Raw genomic sequence first — 22,842 nt, 5'->3', positions numbered from 1 at the left:
AAGTCTCCTGCTTTCGCAGGAGCACGCCCTGTATCGTGCCGCCTCACTGACCGAGTTCCTGCGAAAGCAGGAACCTCGCGGGCCAACGTGCCGGTTGGACCTCAACCCGCCTCGTCGATCACCGCTTCTGCCGCGCGCAGGCCGCTCATATAGGCGCCGTGAATGGTGCCGGCATATTCGAAGGTGGTGTGCTCGCCGCAGAGGAAGAGCCGGTCCTCGATCGGGTCCTGCAGATCGTTGAACTGGCTCGGCCGGCCGCCGGGACGGGGATAGGCGTAGGCGCCCAGGGCATACGGGTCCAGGGACCAATGGGTGGCGAGCATCTGGGTCGGCTCGGCCACCGCATCGCCCCAGACGCCGCGCAGCACCTCCAGCCCGTCCGCTTTCATCTGTTCGTCGGTCATCGCGTCGGCGACCGGCGCATAGGCCCCGACGCTGAGGCCCAGCAGGACGTTCTCCTTACTGAAGGTCCGGTAGTTCAGCCAGTAGTTCCAGCGCCCTTTCTCTTCCGTGATGATGCCGAAATACTGGGTCTCGATATCCCAGAAAGGCCGTTCGAACTTAAGGGCCAGCTTGGTGACGGAACCGAAGCCCAGCCCGTCGATATCGCTTTGTACGTCGCTGGGCAGCGCCGGTTCGAATTCGATGGCGCCCTTCTTCAGAACGCCGAGCGGGACGCTGCAGATCACGTAGTCGCCTTCGATCTTCTCATCCCCGAAACCGACCTCGACGCCTTCACCTTCGTCGTACCAGATCCATTCGACCGGCGTGCCGGTGCGGATATCCAGCCCCTCGGCCAAGGGCGCCAGCAGAGAATCGTATCCGTTCGCGACCACGACGTCGGCCCCGTCATAAACCTCGTCATCGTCGTGGTAGACGGCGGACAGATCTTCGATCGGCGCGCCTTTCGAGAATTCGGTGAAGGCGGAGAGCGCCCAGAGCACCCCGGGCTCGTTCAGCGCGGACGGGTAGAGGTCTCGGATCGCGTCGCGCAGGCTGCGGCGATCATTGTATTCCAACTCGCTGTCGACCTTCCAAATCGCTTCGGCCCACTCCTCGGCTACTTCCTCGACCTCTTCGTCGTCCCATTCGGTGCCGTCGGCCGAGAAAACCGTCAGGTTGTCGTCATCGGTGACGAAATACGTGCTGCCTACGGCGTCGGTCAGCTGTTTCGCCGGGTTTTCGTCGGACGGGCCGTGGATCCAGCCGGCACCGACTTCGAACGGTGCGTCGTCTCCCAGCGCCCAGTCGGTGGACAACCGGCCCCCGATCTTGTCCTTCGCTTCCAGCACGATCACCGTCGCGCCCTGGTTCTTCAGCGCCCGCGCGGCGCCGAGCCCGGCGACGCCGGCCCCGACGACGATGACCGTCTTGCCGGCCAGCGTCTGGGCCCTTGCCCGGCCCATGGGTGTCGCTGCCAACGCCCCCGACGCGAACAGCGCCGCCTTCAGAAAAAACCGGCGATCGTATCGCTGTTGCGCCATGTCCCATTCCCCCTTGCGTGTATCAATGCGCCAGACTAGGCCGGAAACCGCCGCGGCCAAAGCGAAACATCCATTGCATTGCATGGCCCGGGCGGATACCTAGCGCCCGGCCCTGCGAAAGCCGGCCCTGTGAAAGGACGAGCAATGGCGAAGCGCAAGAAGGGAGACCCGGTCCACGGCTGGGTCGTGCTGGACAAGCCGGAAGGCATGGGGTCGACCGATGCCGTATCGGCGGTGCGCCGCACGCTGAACGCCCGGAAGGCGGGCCATGGCGGGACGCTGGACCCGTTCGCGACCGGGCTGCTGCCGATCGCGTTGGGCGAGGCGACAAAGACCGTGCAATACGTGATGGACGGGGCCAAGTCCTACCGCTTCACCCTTCGTTTCGGTGTGGAAACGGAAACGCTGGATCCGGAAGGCGAAACGGTGGCGACCTCCGATGCTCGTCCCGACGACGCGGCGATCGAGGCGGCCCTGTCCGGTTTTCTGGGCGAAATCGATCAGATTCCACCGGCCTATTCGGCCATCAAGATGGGCGGAAAGCGGGCCTATGACCGGGTGCGGGCCGGCGAGACGGTCGAAATGCAGCCACGCCGCGTGCGCATCGATGCGCTGCGCCTGATCGACCGTCCCGATGCCGATCATGGCGTGTTTGAGGTCGATTGCGGCAAGGGCACCTATATCCGGTCCCTGGGCCGCGATCTGGCACAGGCTGTGGGGACGGTCGGCAGCCTGACCGCCCTGCGGCGGACGAGGGTCGGTCCCTTCGCGGAAAACCAAGCAATTTCGCTTGATGCACTGGCAGAGATCGGGCATAAGCCCGGCCAATCGCGGGGCCTGCTCGCGATTGAGGCCGCGCTGGACGGTATCCCGGCGATGGTCTTGAGCGAAGTGGAGACGGTCCGCCTGAGAAATGGGCAGCCGGTCCCGCTTCTCCGAAAGGTGGACTTGGCGCGCATCGCCGACCTGAAGGACGGGGATGAGGTCGTGGCGTTCTGCGGCGAAGAGGCCGTGGCGCTGGCCCGATACGGAAAAGGCGAAATTCGCCCCGTGCGCGTGCTGAACCGCTGACTAGGGATCGATCGAACCAGATACCGTGAGAAGGAATGAGTACACGATGTCGATTACGCAGGAAAAGAAGACCGAACTTATCGGTGAATTTCAGGCCAAGGAAGGCGACACCGGTTCGCCCGAAGTGCAGGTCGCGGTTCTGACCGAACGGATCAACAACCTGACCGAACACCTGAAGACCCATAAGAAGGACTTCCACTCCCGCCGCGGATTGCTGATCATGGTCGGTAAGCGCCGCCGTCTTCTGGACTACGTCAAGAAGAAGAACGAGCAGCGGTACAAGGACATCATTGGCCGGCTGGGTATCCGCCGCTAAGAGATTTCGGCTAGGGCGCGGCTCCGACAGGGTCCGCGCCCTAACTCGTTTTGGGTTTTCGCCCGGGCTGGCCGAGCCGGATACGACACGAAACCCATCCCAGGCGGAATGCCGAAAGGGGATCATCGAAGAGCGGGACAGCGATACCAGGATCCGGACGGTCGAGTCCGACGATCCGCGCTAGACCGATCCGGGCCAGGACGTCGTGGGTGCCCGGGTTCCGCTATGGCATTCGATGCATTCCAGGATGTTCCGCCGAGCGATACCGGGCAAGGGCCCGGCATCGTCGTATGTGACTGGAAAGAGAAGGAAAACTTTTCCACATGTTTGAAATCCACAAGAAATCGATGGAATGGTGCGGCCGCACCCTGACGCTGGAAACGGGCAAGATCGCCCGCCAGGCCGACGGCGCGGTGCTCGCCACCTATGGCGAGACCTCCGTTCTGTGCGCCGTGACCTTCGCCAAGGCGGAAAAGCCCGGCCAGGACTTCTTCCCGCTGTCGGTCCACTATCAGGAAAAGACCTATGCGGCCGGCAAGATCCCGGGCGGCTTCTTCAAGCGCGAAGCCCGTCCGTCGGAAAAGGAAACGCTGACCTCGCGCCTCATCGATCGCCCGATCCGCCCGCTGTTCGTGCCGGGCTTCAAGAACGAGGTTCAGGTCGTCTGCACGGTGCTGAGCCACGATCTGGAAAACGATCCGGACATGGTCGCCATGGTCGGCGCCTCCGCGGCGCTGACGATCTCCGGCGCGCCGTTCATGGGTCCGATCGGCGGCATCCGCATCGGCTATATCGACGGTGAGCTGGTCGCCAACCCGACCATGACCCAGGTCAAGGAAGACAGCAGCCTGGATCTCGTCGTTGCCGGCACCCAGGAAGGCGTCCTGATGGTCGAATCCGAAGCCCAGGAGCTGTCGGAAGAAACCATGCTGGAAGCCGTCATGTTCGCGCATCGCGAAATCCAGCCGGTGATCGATCTGATCATCGACCTGGCGGAATCGGCGGCGAAGGAGCCCTTCGAACTGCCGGCGCCGGATCCGAACATTGCCGCGGTCGATGCCCGTTTGCGCGAAATCGCGATGGATCCGCTGCGTGCCGCCTATTCGATCCAGAAGAAGCAGGACCGTGTCGAAGCGGTCGCCGCCGCCAAGGCCGAGGCCCTGGCGAAGATCGAGGAAGAAGAGCTGGACGTCGCGCTGGCGGCAAAGCTGTTCAAGGACCTGGAAAAGGACGTCGTTCGCGGCAACATCCTGAAGACCGGCGAACGCATCGACGGCCGCAAGACCGATCAGGTCCGCCCGATCGTCGGCGAAGTCGGCATCCTGCCGCGCGCCCATGGTTCGGCCCTGTTCACCCGTGGTGAAACCCAGGCGCTGGTCGTCACCACGCTGGGCACCGGTCAGGACGAGCAGATCATCGACGCGCTGGACGGCGAATCCCGTCAGCACTTCATGCTGCACTACAACTTCCCGCCCTACTCGGTCGGTGAAGCGGGCCGCATGGGTCCCCCGGGCCGCCGCGAAATCGGCCATGGCAAGCTGGCCTGGCGCGCGCTGAACCCGATCATGCCGTCCAAGGAAGACTTCCCCTACACGATCCGCGTGGTCTCCGAGATCACCGAATCCAACGGGTCCTCCTCCATGGCCACCGTCTGCGGCACGTCGATGTCGCTGATGGATGCGGGCGTCCCGCTGCCGAAGCCCTGCGCCGGCATCGCCATGGGCCTGATCAAGGAAGACGACGGCGTTGCGGTCCTGTCGGACATCCTGGGTGACGAAGATCACCTGGGCGACATGGACTTCAAGGTCGCCGGGACCGAGGAAGGCATCACCTCGCTGCAGATGGACATCAAGATCACGTCCATCACCGAAGACATCATGCGCACGGCCATCGCCCAGGCGAAGCAGGGCCGTCTGCACATCCTCGGCGAAATGGCGAAGGCGATCACCGCGGGCCGCGAAGGCGTGTCCCAGAACGCCCCGCGCATCGTCACCTTCCAGATCAACAAGGACAAGATCCGCGAAGTCATCGGGACCGGCGGCAAGGTCATCCGTGAGATCTGCGAAGTCACCGGTGCCAAGGTCGACATCGAAGACGACGGCACGATCAAGGTCGCGTCGGTCGATGCCGAAGCCGGTCAGAAGGCCGTCGACTGGATTCAGTCGATCGTCGCCGAGCCGGAGCCGGGGAAGGTCTATCGCGGCAAGGTCGTCAAGGTCATGGACTTCGGCGCCTTCGTGAACTTCATGCCGGGCCGCGACGGTCTGGTGCACATCTCCGAGCTTCAGGTCGGCCGCACCGCCCAGGTTACCGACGTTGCCAATGAAGGCGACGAAGTCTGGGTGAAGTGCCTCGGCATGGACGAACGCGGCAAGGTCCGCCTGTCGATGCGCTGCGTCGATCAGGAATCCGGTGAGGATATCGAGCATACGCTCGAAAAGCCGGAACGCGCCCCGCGCGAAGACCGTGAAGGCGGCGGCGACCGCCGCCCGCGCCGTCCGCGTCGCGACCGCGACTGAGGCTTCGGCCATGGATTAGCGAAAACCCCCGGTCCGATGGGCCGGGGGTTTTTGTATGCGGCTAGCGCCGGTGTCGAGAAGGCTCCTGCTTCCACAGGAGCGCGCCAAAGCCACTACCGTGTTCCTGCGAAAGCTGGAACCTTCCTGCCTTAAGCGCGGATCTCAGATCGCAGGTCACGCCAATCTGGGTTGCCGGCCTCGATCAACTCCACCTTCCACGCCCGCTTCCATTTCTTGAGCCGCCATTCCCTTTCGCGGGCATCCTGCAGATTCTCAAACTCTTCCAGATGGACGAGATGGCGAATGTTGTATCGGGCGGTATGGCCAATGACACCGGCCGCATGTTGCTCCATGCGCTGGGCGAGCTGTGTCGTCACGCCGATATACAGGGCACCGTCTTTCTTCGATGCCAGGATGTAGACGTGTGCGACCATGGGTAGAAGATACCACGAAGGCTCCTGCCTTCGCAGGAGCACGATGCAGCAGCCTCCATGTTCCTGCGGAAGCAGGAACCTCGGCGATAATCATGCGTTACTCGCGCCTAGGCGCCGTGTCGGGAAGGCTCCTGCTTTCGCAGGAGCACGACGCGACATTGATCGCGTTCCTGCGATTGCGGGAACCTCCCTGACTTGAGGGTCTATCCGAAGGCCTTCGCCATGACGTCGGCCATCTTGCGGGCGAAGTCGGCCGGGTCGGGCAGGGTTTCGCCTTCCATGATCCGGGCCTGATCCAGCAGCAGGGTCGGGGCGGCGCCCAGGTCGCCCTTGCCGTCGGGGCCGGCCTTCGCGTTCAGGGCGGCGATCAGGGCGTGCTTCGGGTTGATTTCCAGGATACGCGGGCTGCTTTCCTCCAGGCGGTTATGCTGCTTCAGCAGCCGCTCCAGATGCATGTCCATTGCGTTGTCGTCGGCCACAAGACAGACGGCACTGCTGGTCAGGCGGTCCGATGCGCGGACATCCTTCACCTGCTCGCCCAGCGCCAGTTTCAGGGCGATGACCAGCCCGTCGACGACGCTTTCCGCCTCTTCGGTCTTGTCTTCCTCGTCCTTGGCCGCGTCCTTCTTGATCTTGGACAGATCGGCCCCGCCACGGGTCACGGACTTGAACGGCTTGCCGTCGAACTCGCCGATCATCGGCAGCCAGAACTCATCGACCGGATCGGCCATCAGCAGCACTTCGACCCCCTTGGCGTCGAAGCCTTCCAGCTGCGGGCTCTTCTTCAGCGTGTCGATATTGTCGCCGGAAATGTAGTAGATCGTGTCCTGACCCTCCTTCATCTCCTCGACATACTGGGCCAGCGAAATCAGGCCGTCTCGCTTCGACGACTTGAAGCGGCAGAGTTTCAGCAGCTGCTCCTTGTCAGCAGTGCCTTCATACAGCCCCTCTTTCATGACGAGGCCGAAACGATCCCAGAATTCCGCGTAGGACTCGGGTTCCTTCTCGGCCTTCTTCTCCAGTTCCCCCAGCACGCGCTTGACCAGCCCGGCGCGGATCTTGGAGACGACCGGGTTGTTCTGCAGCATCTCGCGGCTGACATTCAGCGGCAAATCCTCACTGTCCACCACACCGCGCAGGAAGCGCAGCCAGGATGGCAGCAGATCCTCGCATTCCTCGGTGATGAAGACGCGTTTGACGTAGAGTTTCAGCTTCGACATCCGCTCCGGGTGGAACAGGTCGAAGGGCCGGTCGGTCGGCACGAAGACCAGGCCGGAATACTCGATCATGCCCTCCGCCTTGAAATGCAGGGTCAGCCACGGATCGTCGAAACCGTGAGAGACGTGACGGTAGAATTCGGCATATTGCTGATCGTCGATTTCCGATTTCGGCCGCGTCCACAGGGCCGAAGCCTCGTTCAGGCGCTCGGCCTCATCGGCTTCCTTCGACGGGTCGTCCAGTTCGATCGGGAAGGGAATATGGTCCGAATAGGTCTTCACGATGCGGCGCAGGGTTTCGGTTTCCAGAAACTCCTTCGCATCGTCCTTCAGCGTCAGCGTGATCTCGGTCCCGCGGCCGGCCTTCTCCGCCGGTTCGATGGTAAAGCCGGTGCGGCCGTCGGAGGTCCAGCGCCAGGCCTCGGCCTCGCCCGCCCGCTTCGACAGTACCGACATTTCGGTCGACACCATGTAGCCGGAATAGAAGCCGACACCGAACTGCCCGATCAGGCTGACATCCTTCTTCTTGTCGCCGGTCAGATTGTCGACGAAGGCCGCGCTGCCGGAGCGGGCGATGGTGCCCAGATTCTCGATCAGCTCCTCGCGGCTCATCCCGACACCGTTATCGGCAATCGTCAGGGTCCCGGCCTCCTTGTCGGCGCGCAAACGGATATTGAAGTCCGCGTCGCCGTCTGTCAGGGCCGGGGTTTCGATGGCCAGATAGCGCAGTTTGTCACAGGCGTCGGCGGCGTTGGAGATGAGCTCGCGCAGGAAAATCTCCCGCTCGGAATAGAGCGCATTCGCGACGATATCGAGCAGCCGTCCGACTTCCGCCTGGAAGCCCATCGTCTCGGCACCGGCGGTCTTGGCAGCATTGTCCTTGGTCTTGTTTGCCATGGCGTAGGTCCTTTTCCCCGAATCGAATGTTGGAATTTCTCCGCGCGATATAATTTCCTAGGGCCGGAACCTCAAGGCCGGGCCTGCCCGCCTCCCTGTTCACCAAGACGGAAATCGCATGCCTTCCCCCGTTTTTGACCGGCAGTTCGACCCGCATTACGGCGAGGCGGTGTCCCTGACGCCGACCGTCCGGCGCATTGTCGCCGAAAATCCCAGCGCCTTCACCTTTTATGGCACCGGAACCTATATCCTGGGCCGCGGCCACGTGGCGGTAATCGACCCCGGTCCGCGCCACCCCGGTCATCTGGCGGCCCTGCGGGCGGCGCTGGCGGGGGAGACGGTGGAGGCGATCCTGATCACCCACACCCATCTGGACCACTCCCCTCTCGCCCGGGAGCTCAAGGCCGAGACCGGTGCCCCGACCTATGGATACGGTCCCCATGGCGGCGACCGGGACGGGCAGATGGTGGAGGAAGGCGCCGATCGGGACTTCGTGCCGGATATCGTCACGACGGACGGCCACAGGATCGACGGGACCGGCTGGTCGGTGGAGGCGGTGCTTACCCCCGGCCATACCTCGAACCATCTCTGTTTCGCCTATCCGGCGGAAAAGGCGCTGTTCAGTGGCGATCATGTCATGGGCTGGTCGACCAGCGTGATCTCGCCGCCCGATGGGGACATGGCGGCCTATCTGCATTCCCTGGAAAAGCTGCTGACCCGCGACGATGCCGTCTATTATCCGACCCACGGCAATCCGATCCGCGATCCGCAGCGACATGTGCGGGACTTCATCGCCCATCGCCGCGATCGGGAGGACCAGATCCTGACCTGCATCGCCGAGGGATACGACGTAATCGCCCGGATGGTGCCCGCCATGTATCGGGACGTGCCGGAAAAGCTGCACGCCGCCGCGGCGCGGTCGGTTCTGGCCCATCTGGTTCAGATGACGGCGGAGGGCCGGGTGACCTGCGATACGGCGGAACCGACCCTGCGATCCCGTTACGCCCTGCCCTGACATCGATCCGAATAAAACAGAAGGAAACCCGTTCATGTCCGATCCCAAGACGCTGCTGCAGATGGCTGGCGCCGACCTCAATCCGGCGGCTCTGTCGCTGTCCGCCCTGGTGCTGATCGACTGTCAGGAAGAATACCGCAGCGGGTTTCTGCCGCTGACCGGCGTCGATGCGGCGGTGCAGGAGGCCGCGGCTCTGCTGGCCCGCGCCCGGGCGCTGGGGACCCCCGTCATCCATGTCAGGCATGTCGGCAAGCCGGGTGGCGCTTTCGATCCCGATGGGCCAGGCGGCCAGATCATGGCTGAACTGGCCCCGCGGGAAGGCGAGACAATCGTCGAGAAGGGTCTGCCGAACAGCTTCGCGGGCACCAATCTGCAGGATGCCCTGTCCACCACCAACCGCAAGACGCTGGTCGTTGTGGGGTTCATGACGCATATGTGCGTCAGTGCCACGACGCGTTCTGCACTGGATCACGGTTACTTCACGACGGTGGTTGACAGCGCCTGCGCCACCCGCGATCTGCCGAAGCCGAAGGGCGGCGTGCTGGCGGCCCGCGATCTGCACGATGCGGCGCTGACCGCCCTGTCGGATCGCTTCGCGGTGATCGCGCCGGATGCCGCCGCAGTTCCGGACTAAAGGCACGTCTATTGACGGCGGGTCTTCTCCTGAGGCGCGGCGTGGATTACCAATAGGGGGATTTGCAAGGATTCAGGTGACCCCCGGCAGATGACCGACGCCGCGTTGCAGCAGCTCTTCAGGACCGCCATTGCGGCGGCGGACCGGCATCGGCTGGAGGATGCCGTGGTCGCCTTCCGTGCGGTCCTGCTGGCCCAGCCGGATTACGGTCCGGCCCTGCACGGTTTGGGGGTCGCCCTGCGACGCCTCGGGCGGGTTGCGGAATCCGAAGCGGTGCTGCGCACCGGCATCGAACGTCATCCGCAATCCGTCGATCTGCTGGTTGCGCTCTCCGAAACGCTTGAGGACTGGAGCCGGCTGGACGATGCCGTCGACCTGGCGGAGAAGGCCCATGCCCTGGCGCCCGATGACGGCCGCCCGATGACCGTTCTGGCCCGTCTGCGCGAACGACAGGGGCATGGCGGCCTCGCCCGCGCCGCCCTGGAAACTGCTGCCGCCTCCCGCCGGCCGACCGCGGCGGCCCTGACGGCGCTGGGCCGGATGCAGCGCCAATCGGGCGATATCGCCCTGGCCCGGGAGACACTGGACCGCGCCGTGCAGATCGCGGCCAAGGGGGACATGCCGGCGGCGCGGGTTCAGCGGGCGATCGCGATGCTGTGCAATGGTGAGATCGCAGAAGGGTTCCGCGAATATGACTGGCGCTGGAAAACCGGGCTGCTGCCTTCCCTCAATCCCGGCCTGCCGCCCTGGACCGGCGATCCGCTGGAGGGCAGAACGCTGCTGGTCCGGGCCGAACAGGGGATGAGCGAGAGCCTGCAATTCTTCCGGTTGGCCGCCGGGATCGAGGGCGGCCGCGTGATCTTCGAGGCACCGCCGGCGCTGGTCCCGATCCTGCGCGCCAGTCATCGTGTCCATGAGGTGATCCCCGAAGGCGACCCGCTGCCCAAGGCGGATTGCTGGGCACCGCTACTGTCGCTGCCGCGTCTGCTGAAAATCGATGCCGACACGATCCCGGATGAGGTGCCCTATCTGCGTCCGGACCCCAGCCTGTTCGCGCCCTGGCGCGAGCGATTGGGGCCGGGCCCGAAGATCGCCATCGCCTGGCAGGGTGGCGAACCGCTGTTCGAGCAGCGCAAGCGGGAAATCCCGCTGGCTGATTTCGCCCCGCTGGCGGCGGTGCCCGGCGTGCGTTTGATCAGCCTGCAGAAGGGCGAGGGACGGCAACAGATCGACGCCGTTCCCTTCCCGGTCTACGACCCGACGGATGAGATGGACGAGGGCGACGCCGCCTTCATCGATACCGCGGTGGTGCTGCAGGAATGCGCGCTGGTCGTCACGGCGGATACCGCAATCGCCCATCTGGCCGGGGCGCTTGCGCGGCCCTGCTGGACCGTTCTGCCGGAAGGCGGCGACTGGCGATTCGGCTGGCATGCAACGCAGAGTGCCTGGTATCCGACGATGGAATGCCTGCGCCGGCCGCCCGGCGGTTCCTGGCGCGACGTGTTCGACCATATCGCCCGCCGTCTGATTGCGATCCGTGAAGGTGGCGTGGACCCGGCCGCGGTCGACGAGGCGGGGCGCGAAGAGGGTTCGGAGGCTGGAGTCGCCGCCCCGCCGCGCACCGGGCCGGGCGACCTGACAGGCAATTGACGCGAAGTTGATTGGAATTGCGGACAATCGGGATTTGCGATTTGATCGGCCTCACTATTTTTCGCGTATAGTCTTGCGCGAACTTCAAATCGAAGAGGGCAGGATCGGCGGTCCCGTCTCATGCGGGAAAGTGCCAAGTATGACGAGGAGACCTGACGCATGAAGAAAACGCTCGCAGCCGTCCTGCTGGCGGCATTCATCCCGGCCTCGGCCTTTGCCATGGGCTTTGGCAGCAGCGATGACGATGCGACCTATGACATGGGCTATGAAAAGGCGATGGACGGCGATTATGACGCGGCCATCGACATCCTGAAGAAGGTCGTGAAGGAATCGCCGGACAATGCCGATGCCTGGAACATGCTGGGCTTCAGCTACCGGAATTCGGGCGATGCGGACAACGCCTGGGACGCCTATGAACGGGCCCTGGCGATCAATCCGAGCCACAAGGGCGCCCATGAATATATCGGCGAATGGTACCTGATGCAGGGCGATGTCGCCTCAGCCGAAGCGCAGCTGCAGAAGCTGGAAACACTGTGCCCGAGCGGCTGCGAGGAAGCCGAAACGCTGGCGCAGTCGATCGAAAAGGCAAAGAGCTCCTGATCCAGCCTCAGGACGCGACGGAACGCGCCGCCGCCCGTTTCGCCGGGAAGACCTCCCGGGTCGAGACGGCGGCGGTTTCCGTTCCTTCTCGCGGCACCGTCCGGTCCTGCGGAAAGACCACGGTCACCGTCGTGCCCTTCCCTTCCGTGCTGGCCAGGTCGAATTCCGCATTGTGCAATTCAGCGAAGATCTGGACCAGGGCAAGCCCCAGCCCCATGCCGTCGCGGCTGCGGACATAGGGCGACCCGAGGCGGCCGAACCGGCTGAGCGCCTTGGGAATGTCCTTCTTGGCAATGCCGATCCCGGTATCGATCACCGAAAAACGGCAGCGCCCGTCCGGGGTCGTATCGGCAAGCAGCGTGATCCTGCCGCCCTCCGGGGTGAACTTGCTGGCATTGGTCAACAGGTTCAGCAGGATCTGCTTGATGCGGATCGCATCGCCGCGCAGCCAGGGCAGATTCTCCGCGACCTGCAGATCGAGGGTCTGCTTCTCCTCCTGGATCCGGCCGGCCACCAGCTGGACGCAGCCATCCACGATCTCCTGGACGTCGCACAGCGTATCCTCCAGCCGCGTCTGGCCGGATTCGATCTTCGCCATGTCGATGATGTCGCTCAGCAGCTGCAGCAGGTGGCGGCCGGCCATGTTGACCGTTGCGGTGTATTCGACGTAGCGCGCATTGCCGATCGGGCCGAAAACCTCCTGCTTCATCATGTCTGAGAAGCCGATAATCGCATTCAGCGGGGTGCGCAGCTCGTGGCTCATATTGGCCAGAAACTCCGACTTCGTGCGACTGGCCAGCTCTGCCTCTTCCTTGGCGTCGATCAACTGGCGTTCGAACTGCTTGCGCTCGGTAATGTCCGTGACGGTACCGGCCATGCGCAGAACCCGCCCTTCTTCGTTCCGGACCGCCACGCCGCGGCTCAGAACCCAGGTGATGCGGTCCGGTGCCTCTGCCGGCGGCATCAGGCGGAATTCGTGATGGAACGTATCGGTCTCACCGTGCAGGACGTCTGCCATGCCCTTCAGATAACCGTCCCGGTCGCCGGGGTGGATGAAGTCCGTGATCTCGCGCGGGTCGTAGACATGGCGGCGGGCGCCGTCGGTGCAGATTTCCAGCAGGCGACGGGTCAGCAGCACTTCATCGTTTTGCAGGTTCCAGTCCCAGACCCCGTCGCTGGCGCCGCGCAGGGCCAGTTCGAACCGTTCCTCCGTCCAGCGCAGGCGCCGTTCCGATTCCGATGCACGGATCTGCTGGCCCCGAAGGGCGACGATCGAAAGGCCGACGGCGAGGGCCGCCGCGCAGAGAACCAGCAGGGTGGTATCCGCCGCGCCACCATGGGTTAGCGCTCCCGGGATCAGCGCCAGGGCCGGTTCGACCGCCGCGACCAGGAAGGCGCCGACCAGGAACCGCAGGCCCCGGCCCTGGCCGTCGTGCTGCTGCCGGCGCTGGACGAAACAATAGGCGGCCAGACCCAGCGCAATCCCGGCGGCGGCAACATGCAGCGCCGGTACCAGGGTTGTCGCAAATTCCGGCGATATCGCGGCCGGTATGGTGACCCCGATCAGGATGGCGGTGCCCAGGACGGTATTGCGGCGCGACACGCGCGCGCCGAGATGGTCCATCAGACCCATGCCGATCAGGAACAGTGAAACACAGATCAGACCGATACCCACGGGGGGCATCGCGCCGGCCGCCGCCGGGTCCAGGGGCAGCACCGGTGCCGCCCGTTCAGCCGCGAACCCGATACCCATCAGGACGAAACCCGGAGCCCAGTAGCGGATGGCCCGCAGCGCCCCCGGCAGCAGCATCAGGTAACCCAGCCCTGCAGCACCGGCCCATGCCGTCGCCAGGGGCGGTAAGGCGCCCAGCCAGATGATTTCCGGATCCGTCACCGGGACAGGCCCTTTCGCGTGGTCTTCGTCAGGTCCCTGCCCGGGTCGCCGCGCCGCGGTCGATCCGGAAAGGTCCCGGGTGTTTTAGGGTTGAAGGGTAAAGATTTGGTTTCCTGCCGCCGAAAGACTTCGACCGGCCCCTAACCGGCCAGCGTCCTTTCGCGGATCATCTCGGCCAGGCAGGCGCGCCGGGCCTCGTTGTCCAGGCTCGGGCCGCGCAGCTCGACATGCTTGACCGCCAGGGTGCCCCCGGCCGGATACAGAAACAGGTCCAGAATGCAGGCGCTGCCTCGGAACTGGCGGACTTCCACCCCGGTATCGCGGCGAATAAGGTCGGGTTCGCCCAGCCGCGCCGCAACGGCTTCGCCCCGCAACCCCATGAACTGCATAGGGTCGTCATTGACGGGCGGGGCTGCCGGATCCGCACGGGCCACCGTCGTTCCAGGGGCTGTCGGGGCCGGTTTCGTCACGGCGCTGCCGGTCTGGGCCGGGGCTGGGTTATCGCCGGCCATGACGCCGTCCAGGGCCTGGCACCCGGTCAGGGTGGTCAGGGCCAGAACGGATGCTGCGGCAAGCGCGATCGGGCTGCGTGTCATTCGGGATCTCATCCGCGGCCCGCCGACGGGCCTTCCATCGCCTCGAATTCGTCGCGGCGGGGCAGTTTTTCGTAGAAATGCACCATGGCCGCCGCCGCCAGGACCGGCGCGACCAGATTGACCAGGGGAACCGACATCAGAAAGACCGACAGCATGCCGAACAGGATCAGGCGCAGCCGGTGCGCGCGCCGCAGCCGTTTCGCCGGGCCCGGCGCCATGCGGCGCGCGGCGACCAGTTCGAAGAATTCGCGGCTGACCAGATAGCCGTTGACGATCAGGAACAGGAAGGCGCCGGTTCCGAGGAACCAGATCAACAGCAGATAGACCGGCAGCGCCGCCAGGTTCAGTGCGATGGTGATGGCCAGGAACTTGATGGCACCGAAAATCGCCTCCAGCAGCGGCTGGCTGCGCGGATTGGCGCGGTGCGGGTAATGGCGCTGCTCAACCGCTTCGCAGATCGAATCCAGGAACAGGCTGATGACCGCCACCGCGGCGACCGGAAACAGCATCCAGGTCAGGCCGCCCGCACCGATGATGAAGGAGACGAGACCGACCTCGTCGGCATAGCTGCCCATCCATTCGAAAACCGGGCCGATCAGCCACAGTTCCGTCCAGGGAACCTGGTTCAGCGCCCATTTCGCCCCGGCAAACAGGACGATCAAAGTGCCGACGGCGCCCAGAATGCCGATCAGGACGACATTGCGGAAGCGGGAATCCGGCAGTTGTTCGATCGCTTTGACGAATGCACTGATCATCCGGGCACCGACCTTGTTTTCGTTCGGGACTTCGACCAGACGGAATCCCCTCCATTTCTGGGGCTATCTAGCGATCACGGGCCGGATTTACAAGCGATCGGCGGTTTCTCCGTGCCATTTGTCGCGCGGATCCGGGCCCTGCTTCGCAGATGCGCGGGGCGGCTTCGGGTTGCTGACATAGAGGTCGCGATAGGCATGCCAGCTGGCAAATCCGATCAGCGGCAGGGCGACGATCAGCCCGATGTAGAAGGTCGCCAGCCCGGCGGCGATTACCGTCACGATTACCGCCGCCCAGATCATCATCGGGCGCGGATTCCGAAAAACGGCGACGGCGCTCAGGGTCACAGCGGAAAAGATGTCGATCCGCCGGTCCAGCATGGCGGGCAGTGAAATCGCGCCGGCGGTGAAGGCAAAGGCGGCGAAGATCCCGCCGATTGCCGTGCCGAGCGCCAGGAACCCCCAGCCTTCGGGCGTGAACAGGGCCTGTTCGACCATGGCGCGGAAGGTCAGGCTGACATAGGGAAAGGTCAGGGCGAAGACGATGACGGCGATGCGCACCCAGATCATCATGAACAGCATCAGGATCGCGCCCGCCGTCATGACGTGATAGCCGTTGCGCCGCCAGGCCATCAGGGTGGCGGCGACGGATGGCGTCGCCCCCCGCTCCAACTTGCGGCTGACCTGATACATGCCGATGGTCAGGGCCGGGCCAACAATGAAGAACCCGCCCCACATCGGTGCAATCAGGTAGCTTTGCTCCAGGAGTGCCAGGCCGACCGTGATCACAAGACTGATCCCGGCGAACAGGATGCCGTACAGCAGCGCGAGCGTCCGCGCCCGCCGGAAATCCTGCCATCCGGCCAGCAGCCAGCGAAAGGGGGCTGCCGTCGATACCTTGCGGATCCGTTCCGCATGGGGAAACCCCGCCAGGCTGTCGTCGATGGGGGGATCGATCCGATCCGTCCGGTGCGTCACGGCGCATCCTTCCCGCAGTCAGTGGTGCCACCATCGTACCGGCGCCGGATCCCGACGGCTTTGACGCGGATCAATCGATGCGCGCCTTCTGCGCGATGTGGGAAGGGGCGCTATAATCCCAGTTCCGGGTGGACGCGGGATCGGCTATGCATGGTGGCCTGAGACCGTGCTCCGGGCCCGGCGGCGAAACGGGAAGTTGGGACGATGTGGCACAGTTTTGAAATCGGCTTCGTGCTGATCCTTGTGGTGATCGTGTTCTTCGGCTTCGTGCGTGAACGCATGGCCCCGGAAATCGTCGCCCTGTGCGGTGTCGGCGGATTGCTGGCGACAGGAATTCTGACGACGGACGACTTCCTGCGCGTCTTCGGCAATAGCGCGCCGATCACCATTGCCGCCATGTTCGTGCTCAGCGCGGCACTGCAGCGGACCGGGGTCGTCGATACGATGGGCCGCCTGGTCTCTGAACGGGCGGGCGGGTCTCCGGCTCTGGCGGTCGTGATCATGCTGCTGACGGCGGCAGCCGCCTCGGCATTCATGAACAACACGCCCGTGGTGGTCATTCTGACACCGGTCCTGCTTGCCCTGACGCAATCGATCGGCGCCAAGCCGTCGCGGCTGCTGATCCCGCTGTCCTATGCCGCGATTCTGGGCGGGACGACGACGCTGATCGGAACATCCACGAACATTCTGGTCGATGGCGTCGCCCAGCAGCACGGCATGGCGCCGTTCGGCATGTTCGAGATCACCCTGGCCGGTGCCGTGATGGCCGCGGCGGGCCTGATCTATCTGGCGCTGTTCGGACGCCTGCTGTTGCCGGATCGGGAGTCTCTGGTGACGCTGCTGCCGAAGCCTGCCGACCGCCGCTTCCTGTCCGAGGTCCTGGTGCCGCTTGGCTCACCGCTGATCGGCAAGCGGGTCGCCGAGGCGGGTTTCAGCCAGTCACGCGGGTTCCGCGTGGTCGACCTGATCCGGGGCGAGATTTCCTTCCGCCGGTCCCTCGGTGATCAGATATTGCAGGCCGGTGACCGGATCGTGCTGCGCAGCGGGATTGCCGACATGCTGGCCTTGCGAGAGGCCGGCGACGTCGCATTCGGCGATGCCGAGACCCATGCCATCGAACCGATCGGGACCCGCGAGACGGCGGTCATGGAAGGTATTGTCGGGCCCTTGTCACGGCTCAAAGGGCGCCGGGTTTCCGATCTCGGCCTGCGCCGCCTCTATGGCATCTACATCCTGGCGGTCCATCGCCGCGGCGAAAGATTGGCCGCGCAGTTCGACAGCATCCATCTGCGCATGGGCGACACCCTGTTGCTGGAAGGTCCGGCCGAAGGGCTGCGGCGGCTGTTCGATAACCAGGATCTGGTCAATCTGGTCGAACCCGCCGAGAAGCCGATGCGCCGCCGCAAGGCGCCGATCGCCATTGCCGCAACGGCATCGGTCATGGCGCTGGCAGCCTTTGACGTGCTGCCGATCGCGGCGCTGGCGCTGATTGCCGCGACGGCGGTGATCGCACTGGGCTGCCTCGACACGGAAGAGGCCTATGGCGCCATTCACTGGAACATCCTGATGCTGATCTTCGCCATGCTGGCGATCGGCCTGGCGATGGAAAAATCCGGCACGGCCGCGTTGCTGATCGACGGGCTGCTATGGCTGACCGCCGGGCTGGGGGCGGTGGCGACCCTGTCCCTGCTCTATCTGTTCACGTCCCTTCTGACCGAAGCGATGAGCAACAATGCGGTCGCAATCCTGGTCACCCCGCTCGCCATTGGACTCGCCCAATCCATGGGCGCCGATCCCCGCCCCTTCGTCGTCGCGGTCATGTTCGCCGCCAGCGCCAGCTTCATGACGCCGATCGGCTATCAGACCAATACTTTCGTCTACAATGCCGGCGGCTATCGCTTCACCGATTTCGTCAAGGTCGGGCTGCCGCTGAACCTGCTGCTCTGGGCTGTCGCGACGCTGGTCATCCCGCTGTTCTGGCCGCTTTTCCCCTGAACAGGCCGTTCGTTCCCAACAGAGGGACTTGCGTCCGAACAGTTTTGTATACAGAATACAAATCAACGAACTTGAGGAGTTCCGGCGCATGCAGCCCCTGACCGATCGCACCAGCCTTGCCGAGGAGGTCCATGCCCGCCTGGTGGACGCCATGGTGACCGGCAGCCTGCCGCCCGGGACCCCGCTTCGTCAGGAAAGACTGGCGGAGGAACTGAATGTGTCGCGCCAGCCGATCATCCAGGCGCTGGGCATGCTGCGTCGGGACGGGTTGATCGAGCCGGCCGGCCGGCGCGGCTACAAGGTCGCCCCGGTCGATGCTGCCCTGGTTCGCCATGTCTATGACGTCCGCGCCGCCCTGGACGGGCTGGCCGCCGGTCTCGCCGCCGCTCGCCCGGCCGACATCCGCCACGCGGCCCTGAATGCGGAAGAGGAGGCGGGACGCCTTGCGCTGGCGGCCGGGGACATCTCGGCGCTGGTCGATGCGGATATCGCCTTTCATCAGAAGATTTACGCGCTGTCGGACAATCCGCTGCTGCCGGAAGCGTCGGCGGCGGTCTGGCGGCATATCCGCCGGGTCATGCACGCGGTTCTGGAAAAGCGCGCCGCACGGGCGTCGGTATGGCAGGAACATGCCGGCATCGCTGCGGCCATCCGTGACGGCGACGCCGCGCTGGCCCGACAGCGGGCGGAAGACCACGCGCAGGGCGCGGCGGAACAGCTGATCCGCTGGATGACGGAACCGGCGGAGACCGGAGAGAACACAAAAGACACCGGGACCATCCGCTTCGGATCGGTCGCCGGGTGACATAGACGGAGGAACCCCGATGAAACTGAACGACAAGGACCTGACCGCGTTCCGGGAAGAGGGGTTCGCCTTTCTGCCCGGCCTGTTCAGCCGAGACGAGGCGGCGCTGCTGCTGGATGAGGCGCGCAAGATCTATGCGTCCGACCGGGAGGAGGTCTGGCGCGAATCCTCCGGTGTCGCCCGCACCGCATTTGCAGCCCATACCTATAACGAGGCACATCGCCGTCTGGGGTCCCATCCGCGCCTGATCGAGCCGGTCATGCAGATCCTGGAGGAACAGGTCTACATGCATCAGTACAAGATCAACGCGAAGGCCGCCTTCGACGGCGATGTCTGGCAATGGCACCAGGATTACGGCACCTGGCAGCGCGACGACGGCATGCCGGAACCGCGCGCCTTCAACATCGCGCTGTTCCTGGAGGACGTGACCCCCGCCAACGGCCCGTTGCTGTTCATTCCAAAGAGCCACCAGGCCGGCGTGCTGGAGGCCGGGCACGATCTGGAAACGACCTCCTATCCGCTGTGGACCCTGGACCGCGAGACGGTGTCGCGACTGGCCAAGGAGGGCGGCTGCGAAGCGCCGGTCGGGCCGGCCGGGTCGGTCGTGATGTTCCACGGCAATCTGGTTCATGCCAGCCCGCCCAATATCAGCCCGTTCGACCGAACCATCGTCTATCTGAGCCTTTGCGCGGTCTCCAACCACATCACCAAGTTCGAACGCAAGGAATGGATCGCCCATCGCGACTTCACACCGATCGAGCCGCTGGCCGATGATTGCCTCGACGAATTGGTGGCTGCGCGCCAGGCCCAGGCGGCGGAGTAGGACAGCATGAATCTGGACAGCAAGCTTCGCCGTCGCGCGGCGGAGGGCAACCCGGTGCGCGTCGGTATCATCGGTGCGGGCAAGTTCGGCGCCATGTTCCTCAGCCAGGCCGGTCACCACACTGGCTATCACGTGCTGGGCATCGCGGATCTGAGCGCCGCGCGCGCCAAGGCGTCGCTGCAGCGCATCGGTTGGCCGGAGGAACGTTATGCCGCCCGCGACGCAGCGTCGGCGCTGAAGGACGGGACGACCTGGATCACGGAGGATGCCGACGCCCTGATCGAGGCGGATGGGCTGGAAGTCCTGATCGACGCGACGGGCAGCCCCGCGGCGGGCATTCGCCACGCTTTGAAGGGCATCGAGAACGGCCGTCATCTCGTCATGGTCAATGTCGAGGCCGACGTGCTGGCCGGGCCGCTGCTGGCCCGAAAAGCGGAGGCGGCAGGGTTGGTCTACAGCCTGGCCTATGGCGATCAGCCGGCCCTGATCGCGGAAATGGTCGATTGGGCCCGCGCTGTCGGCCTGGACGTGATCTGCGCCGGCAAGGGCACGAAGTATCTGCCGGCCTATCACCATGTGACGCCGGACGATGTCTGGACCCATTATGGCCTGACACCGGAACAGGCGGCCGCCGGCGGCATGAATCCGCAGATGTTCAACAGCTTCCTGGACGGCACGAAATCCGCCATCGAAATGGCGGCGGTTTCGAATGCCTGCGATCTGGTCCCGCAGGACCACGGGCTGGAATTCCCGCCCTGCGGCGTCGATGACCTGCCCCGCGTCCTGTCGCCGCGTGAAACCGGCGGGCATCTGACGCGCAAGGGCACGGTCGAGGTGGTCTCCAGTGTCGAACGGGATGGACGACCTGTCTTCCGCGACCTGCGCTGGGGCGTCTATGCGACCTTTGAAGCCCCAAGCGACTATGTCGCGCGCTGCTTCTCCGAATACGGTCTGCTGACCGACCCGACCGGCCGCTATTCGGCAATGTACAAGCCCTATCACCTGATCGGGCTGGAGCTCGGCATGTCCGTTGCCAGCGCCGCCCTGCGCGGAGAACCCACCGGTGCGCCGCGTGCCTGGTCCGGCGATGCCGTCGCCGTGGCCAAGCGCAGCCTGAAGCAGGGCGACACGCTGGATGGCGAGGGCGGCTATACGGTCTATGGCAAGCTGATGCCGGCTTCGGCGTCCCGCGCCGAGGGCGCCCTACCCATCGGCCTTGCCCACGGCATCACCCTGCGCAAATCGGTGGCGCCGGATCAGGTCCTGACCTGGGAGGATGTCGCCGTCGACGAAACCGATCCGACCTACCGATTCCGGCGGGAAATGGAGGCGGCTTTCGGCGGGTAGGACCATTTGAGTGAAAGCGGCGGGCGCGGAGAAGACGCGAGGGGTGCAAAGGCATCTCCACGGGTTTCCGGATCGCGGGTTCGCATCGATTGGTCCCTTGGCGTCATTCCGGCACAGGTCCTGATCCTAGGCCAAGTGCCGGGTCCGCGGCGGTTTCCGCTGCGGCAGGAATGGGAGCGGGGCAATCGCGGCATGGGTTCTTGCGGCCAGGGGGCGAAGACGGTCTAGTAGCCCCGCCCGCGCCTCAACCGGAAGGAAATCCGCATGACCGCTTCCTATGCCATCGTCACCGGGGGATCCCGTGGCATCGGTGCCGCCTGTTGTCGAATGCTGGCGGCGAAAGGCTATGACATCGCTTTCTCGTATCGTGGCGACGATGCGGCCGCCGCCGCCCTGTCGCAGGAGATCGAGGCCTCCGGGCGGCAGGTTCTGGCCGTGAAGGCGGACATGGCGACCGAAGATGGCGTGGTGCATCTGTTTGTCTCGGCGGAAGGCCGGTTCGGCGCGCCGCCGGCGCATGTGGTCGTCAATGCCGGGATCACCGGCAAGATCCGCCGTGTCGCCGATATGAGCGCCGCCGAAATACAGGCGGTGACGGATTTGAACGTCGTCGGCGCCCTGCTGACCGCGCGGGAAGCGATCCGACGCATGTCCACGGAATTTGGCGGTCCCGGCGGTGGAATCGTGCTGCTGTCCTCCGTCGCCGCCTGGCTGGGCTCGCCCAATGAATTCGTGCATTACGCGGCCAGCAAGGGCGCGGTCAGCACCATGACCGTGGGCCTGGCGAAGGAAGTCGCGCAGAACGGCATCCGGGTCAATGCCGTGGCGCCGGGTCTGATCGAGACCGACATCCATGCCAGCGCAGGCGCACCGGACCGGGTCGAACGCCTGCAATCCATGGTGCCCATGGGACGCGGCGGCACCGCCGAAGAGGTCGCGGAGGCCGTTCTGTGGCTGCTCTCCGAGGAATCGCGCTATGTCACCGGGACTGTCCTGCCGGTCAGCGGCGGTCGATAAGGTCGCACCTGTTGCCGAAATACACTTTTATTCACAGGCATTTGACGGCATAACCTTTGGGCGCGTTTCCGGGCGCGAGCGGTTGCAGAAGGCAGCATCGGGGGATCAATGTCGGTTTCGGTTCGAATTCTGGGCGCCGTGGCGCTGGTCGGCACGCTCGCGGCAGGGCTTGTCGCCGGTCCGGCACAGGCCCGCGACGAGGGGCTGTATTTCGCCATTCGCGGCTTCGGCGGCTATTCCGATCCGGGCGACATCAGCGGCAAGGGAACCGGCACCCTGTCCGAACGCAACACCGCCGATCCGGCGGCCGGGGGCGGCGCGGCGCTGGGCTGGCGGCTGGGCGACACGCCGCTGCGGGTCGAGGTCGAAGTGCTGCACCGGGTGCGTGTCGATGTCGATCTGCGCGACAATGCCAACAGCGTCGGGTACGAAAACAACCTGTCCTCGACCACGGCTCTGCTGGGCCTGGGCTACGAGTTTCGGAATGACAGCCGCTGGACGCCTTTCCTGGCCGCGTATGGCGGGCTGGCCCGCAACACCTCCAGCGTCGACCGCACCAATCTGAACAACGGCACGGTCACGACGACGGAAAATGACGACGACAATCTGGCCCTGGCCGCGGCGGCGGGATTCGATTATCGCCTGACGCAGGTGCTGGATCTGGGCGCGTCCTACCGTTTCTCGTATCTGGGCGGGTTCGATACCGGCACCATGTCCGGCGGGGAGAGCATTGACGGCTCGCCCTTCACCTCCCACGATCTGGTCCTGTCGATCCAGTTCAACTTCTGATCCGTCGCG

At 64.9% G+C, this 22,842-nt stretch carries 20 protein-coding genes; 13 read left to right on the top strand and 7 right to left on the bottom strand.

Going from position 1 to position 22,842, the window contains the following annotated elements; translation table 11 throughout:
* Positions 1 to 101 precede the first annotated feature (101 nt).
* Entirely contained in the window at positions 102 to 1,484 is a 1,383-nt protein-coding gene (locus tag R8L07_07865; protein ID MDW3205449.1) for an NAD(P)/FAD-dependent oxidoreductase, read from the bottom strand.
* Between the two features lie 144 nt (positions 1,485 to 1,628).
* Here R8L07_07865 and truB point away from each other — a divergent pair, with 144 nt between their 5' ends.
* From truB to pnp, 3 genes are all read left to right on the top strand, one after another.
* A complete protein-coding gene (truB, locus tag R8L07_07860) occupies positions 1,629 to 2,555 on the top strand; it encodes a tRNA pseudouridine(55) synthase TruB (protein MDW3205448.1) in 927 nt (308 codons plus the stop codon).
* Positions 2,556 to 2,601: 46 nt separating this feature from the next.
* Positions 2,602 to 2,871, top strand: coding sequence for a 30S ribosomal protein S15 (rpsO, locus tag R8L07_07855; GenBank protein MDW3205447.1), 270 nt, complete (start codon positions 2,602 to 2,604; stop codon positions 2,869 to 2,871).
* A 323-nt stretch (positions 2,872 to 3,194) separates the two neighbouring features.
* The gene (gene pnp / locus R8L07_07850) at positions 3,195 to 5,390 is read left to right on the top strand and encodes a polyribonucleotide nucleotidyltransferase (GenBank protein MDW3205446.1); all 2,196 of its coding nucleotides are present in this window, start codon (positions 3,195 to 3,197) and stop codon (positions 5,388 to 5,390) included.
* A 149-nt stretch (positions 5,391 to 5,539) separates the two neighbouring features.
* On the opposite strand, the gene R8L07_07845 is transcribed toward pnp, so the two are convergent.
* Positions 5,540 to 5,824: a GIY-YIG nuclease family protein gene (locus tag R8L07_07845; GenBank protein MDW3205445.1), complete on the bottom strand. Its 285-nt coding sequence runs from the start codon at positions 5,822 to 5,824 to the stop codon at positions 5,540 to 5,542.
* 203 nt (positions 5,825 to 6,027) lie between these two features.
* Positions 6,028 to 7,938 carry a molecular chaperone HtpG gene (gene htpG, locus R8L07_07840; protein ID MDW3205444.1) on the bottom strand — a complete coding sequence of 637 codons (1,911 nt, stop codon included), beginning with the start codon at positions 7,936 to 7,938 and terminating at the stop codon, positions 6,028 to 6,030.
* A 118-nt stretch (positions 7,939 to 8,056) separates the two neighbouring features.
* Here htpG and R8L07_07835 point away from each other — a divergent pair, with 118 nt between their 5' ends.
* From R8L07_07835 to R8L07_07820, 4 genes are all read left to right on the top strand, one after another.
* Positions 8,057 to 8,953, top strand: coding sequence for an MBL fold metallo-hydrolase (locus R8L07_07835; protein ID MDW3205443.1), 897 nt, complete (start codon positions 8,057 to 8,059; stop codon positions 8,951 to 8,953).
* A gap of 34 nt (positions 8,954 to 8,987) precedes the next feature.
* Positions 8,988 to 9,587 (top strand): cysteine hydrolase family protein, encoded by a 600-nt coding sequence (locus R8L07_07830; GenBank protein MDW3205442.1) that lies wholly within the window; start codon positions 8,988 to 8,990, stop codon positions 9,585 to 9,587.
* Between the two features lie 90 nt (positions 9,588 to 9,677).
* Positions 9,678 to 11,237, top strand: a complete 1,560-nt coding sequence (locus tag R8L07_07825) for a tetratricopeptide repeat protein (protein MDW3205441.1) — start codon at positions 9,678 to 9,680, stop codon at positions 11,235 to 11,237.
* Between the two features lie 159 nt (positions 11,238 to 11,396).
* Positions 11,397 to 11,837, top strand: coding sequence for a tetratricopeptide repeat protein (locus R8L07_07820; GenBank protein MDW3205440.1), 441 nt, complete (start codon positions 11,397 to 11,399; stop codon positions 11,835 to 11,837).
* Between the two features lie 7 nt (positions 11,838 to 11,844).
* On the opposite strand, the gene R8L07_07815 is transcribed toward R8L07_07820, so the two are convergent.
* The 4 genes from R8L07_07815 to R8L07_07800 all read right to left on the bottom strand — a co-directional run bounded on the left by R8L07_07815 (position 11,845) and on the right by R8L07_07800 (position 16,057).
* On the bottom strand, positions 11,845 to 13,731 hold the full coding sequence (locus R8L07_07815; GenBank protein ID MDW3205439.1) for an ATP-binding protein: 1,887 nt from the start codon (positions 13,729 to 13,731) through the stop codon (positions 11,845 to 11,847).
* A 140-nt stretch (positions 13,732 to 13,871) separates the two neighbouring features.
* Positions 13,872 to 14,327 carry a hypothetical protein gene (locus R8L07_07810; protein ID MDW3205438.1) on the bottom strand — a complete coding sequence of 152 codons (456 nt, stop codon included), beginning with the start codon at positions 14,325 to 14,327 and terminating at the stop codon, positions 13,872 to 13,874.
* An 8-nt stretch (positions 14,328 to 14,335) separates the two neighbouring features.
* Positions 14,336 to 15,082, bottom strand: coding sequence for an EI24 domain-containing protein (locus R8L07_07805; protein ID MDW3205437.1), 747 nt, complete (start codon positions 15,080 to 15,082; stop codon positions 14,336 to 14,338).
* Between the two features lie 87 nt (positions 15,083 to 15,169).
* Complete coding sequence (locus R8L07_07800) at positions 15,170 to 16,057, bottom strand: DUF2189 domain-containing protein (protein ID MDW3205436.1); 888 nt, start codon at positions 16,055 to 16,057, stop codon at positions 15,170 to 15,172.
* Positions 16,058 to 16,261: 204 nt separating this feature from the next.
* Here R8L07_07800 and R8L07_07795 point away from each other — a divergent pair, with 204 nt between their 5' ends.
* The 6 genes from R8L07_07795 (at position 16,262) to R8L07_07770 (ending at position 22,833) form a co-directional block, all read left to right on the top strand.
* Positions 16,262 to 18,052, top strand: coding sequence for an SLC13 family permease (locus R8L07_07795; GenBank protein ID MDW3205435.1), 1,791 nt, complete (start codon positions 16,262 to 16,264; stop codon positions 18,050 to 18,052).
* Positions 18,053 to 18,140: 88 nt separating this feature from the next.
* Positions 18,141 to 18,857, top strand: a complete 717-nt coding sequence (locus R8L07_07790) for a GntR family transcriptional regulator (GenBank protein MDW3205434.1) — start codon at positions 18,141 to 18,143, stop codon at positions 18,855 to 18,857.
* A 19-nt stretch (positions 18,858 to 18,876) separates the two neighbouring features.
* Positions 18,877 to 19,680 carry a phytanoyl-CoA dioxygenase family protein gene (locus R8L07_07785; GenBank protein MDW3205433.1) on the top strand — a complete coding sequence of 268 codons (804 nt, stop codon included), beginning with the start codon at positions 18,877 to 18,879 and terminating at the stop codon, positions 19,678 to 19,680.
* 6 nt (positions 19,681 to 19,686) lie between these two features.
* Complete coding sequence (locus tag R8L07_07780) at positions 19,687 to 21,027, top strand: SAF domain-containing protein (protein ID MDW3205432.1); 1,341 nt, start codon at positions 19,687 to 19,689, stop codon at positions 21,025 to 21,027.
* 264 nt (positions 21,028 to 21,291) lie between these two features.
* On the top strand, positions 21,292 to 22,044 hold the full coding sequence (locus tag R8L07_07775; GenBank protein ID MDW3205431.1) for an SDR family oxidoreductase: 753 nt from the start codon (positions 21,292 to 21,294) through the stop codon (positions 22,042 to 22,044).
* Between the two features lie 108 nt (positions 22,045 to 22,152).
* On the top strand, positions 22,153 to 22,833 hold the full coding sequence (locus R8L07_07770) for an outer membrane beta-barrel protein (protein ID MDW3205430.1): 681 nt from the start codon (positions 22,153 to 22,155) through the stop codon (positions 22,831 to 22,833).
* The last annotated feature ends 9 nt before the right edge of the window (positions 22,834 to 22,842 follow it).

The sequence above is a fragment of the Alphaproteobacteria bacterium genome (assembly GCA_033344895.1).
Taxonomy (GTDB): domain Bacteria; phylum Pseudomonadota; class Alphaproteobacteria; order UBA8366; family Aestuariispiraceae; genus Pacificispira.
The sequence above is the reverse complement of the archived record's forward strand: the minus strand, read 5'-3'. Positions and strand labels throughout refer to the sequence as shown.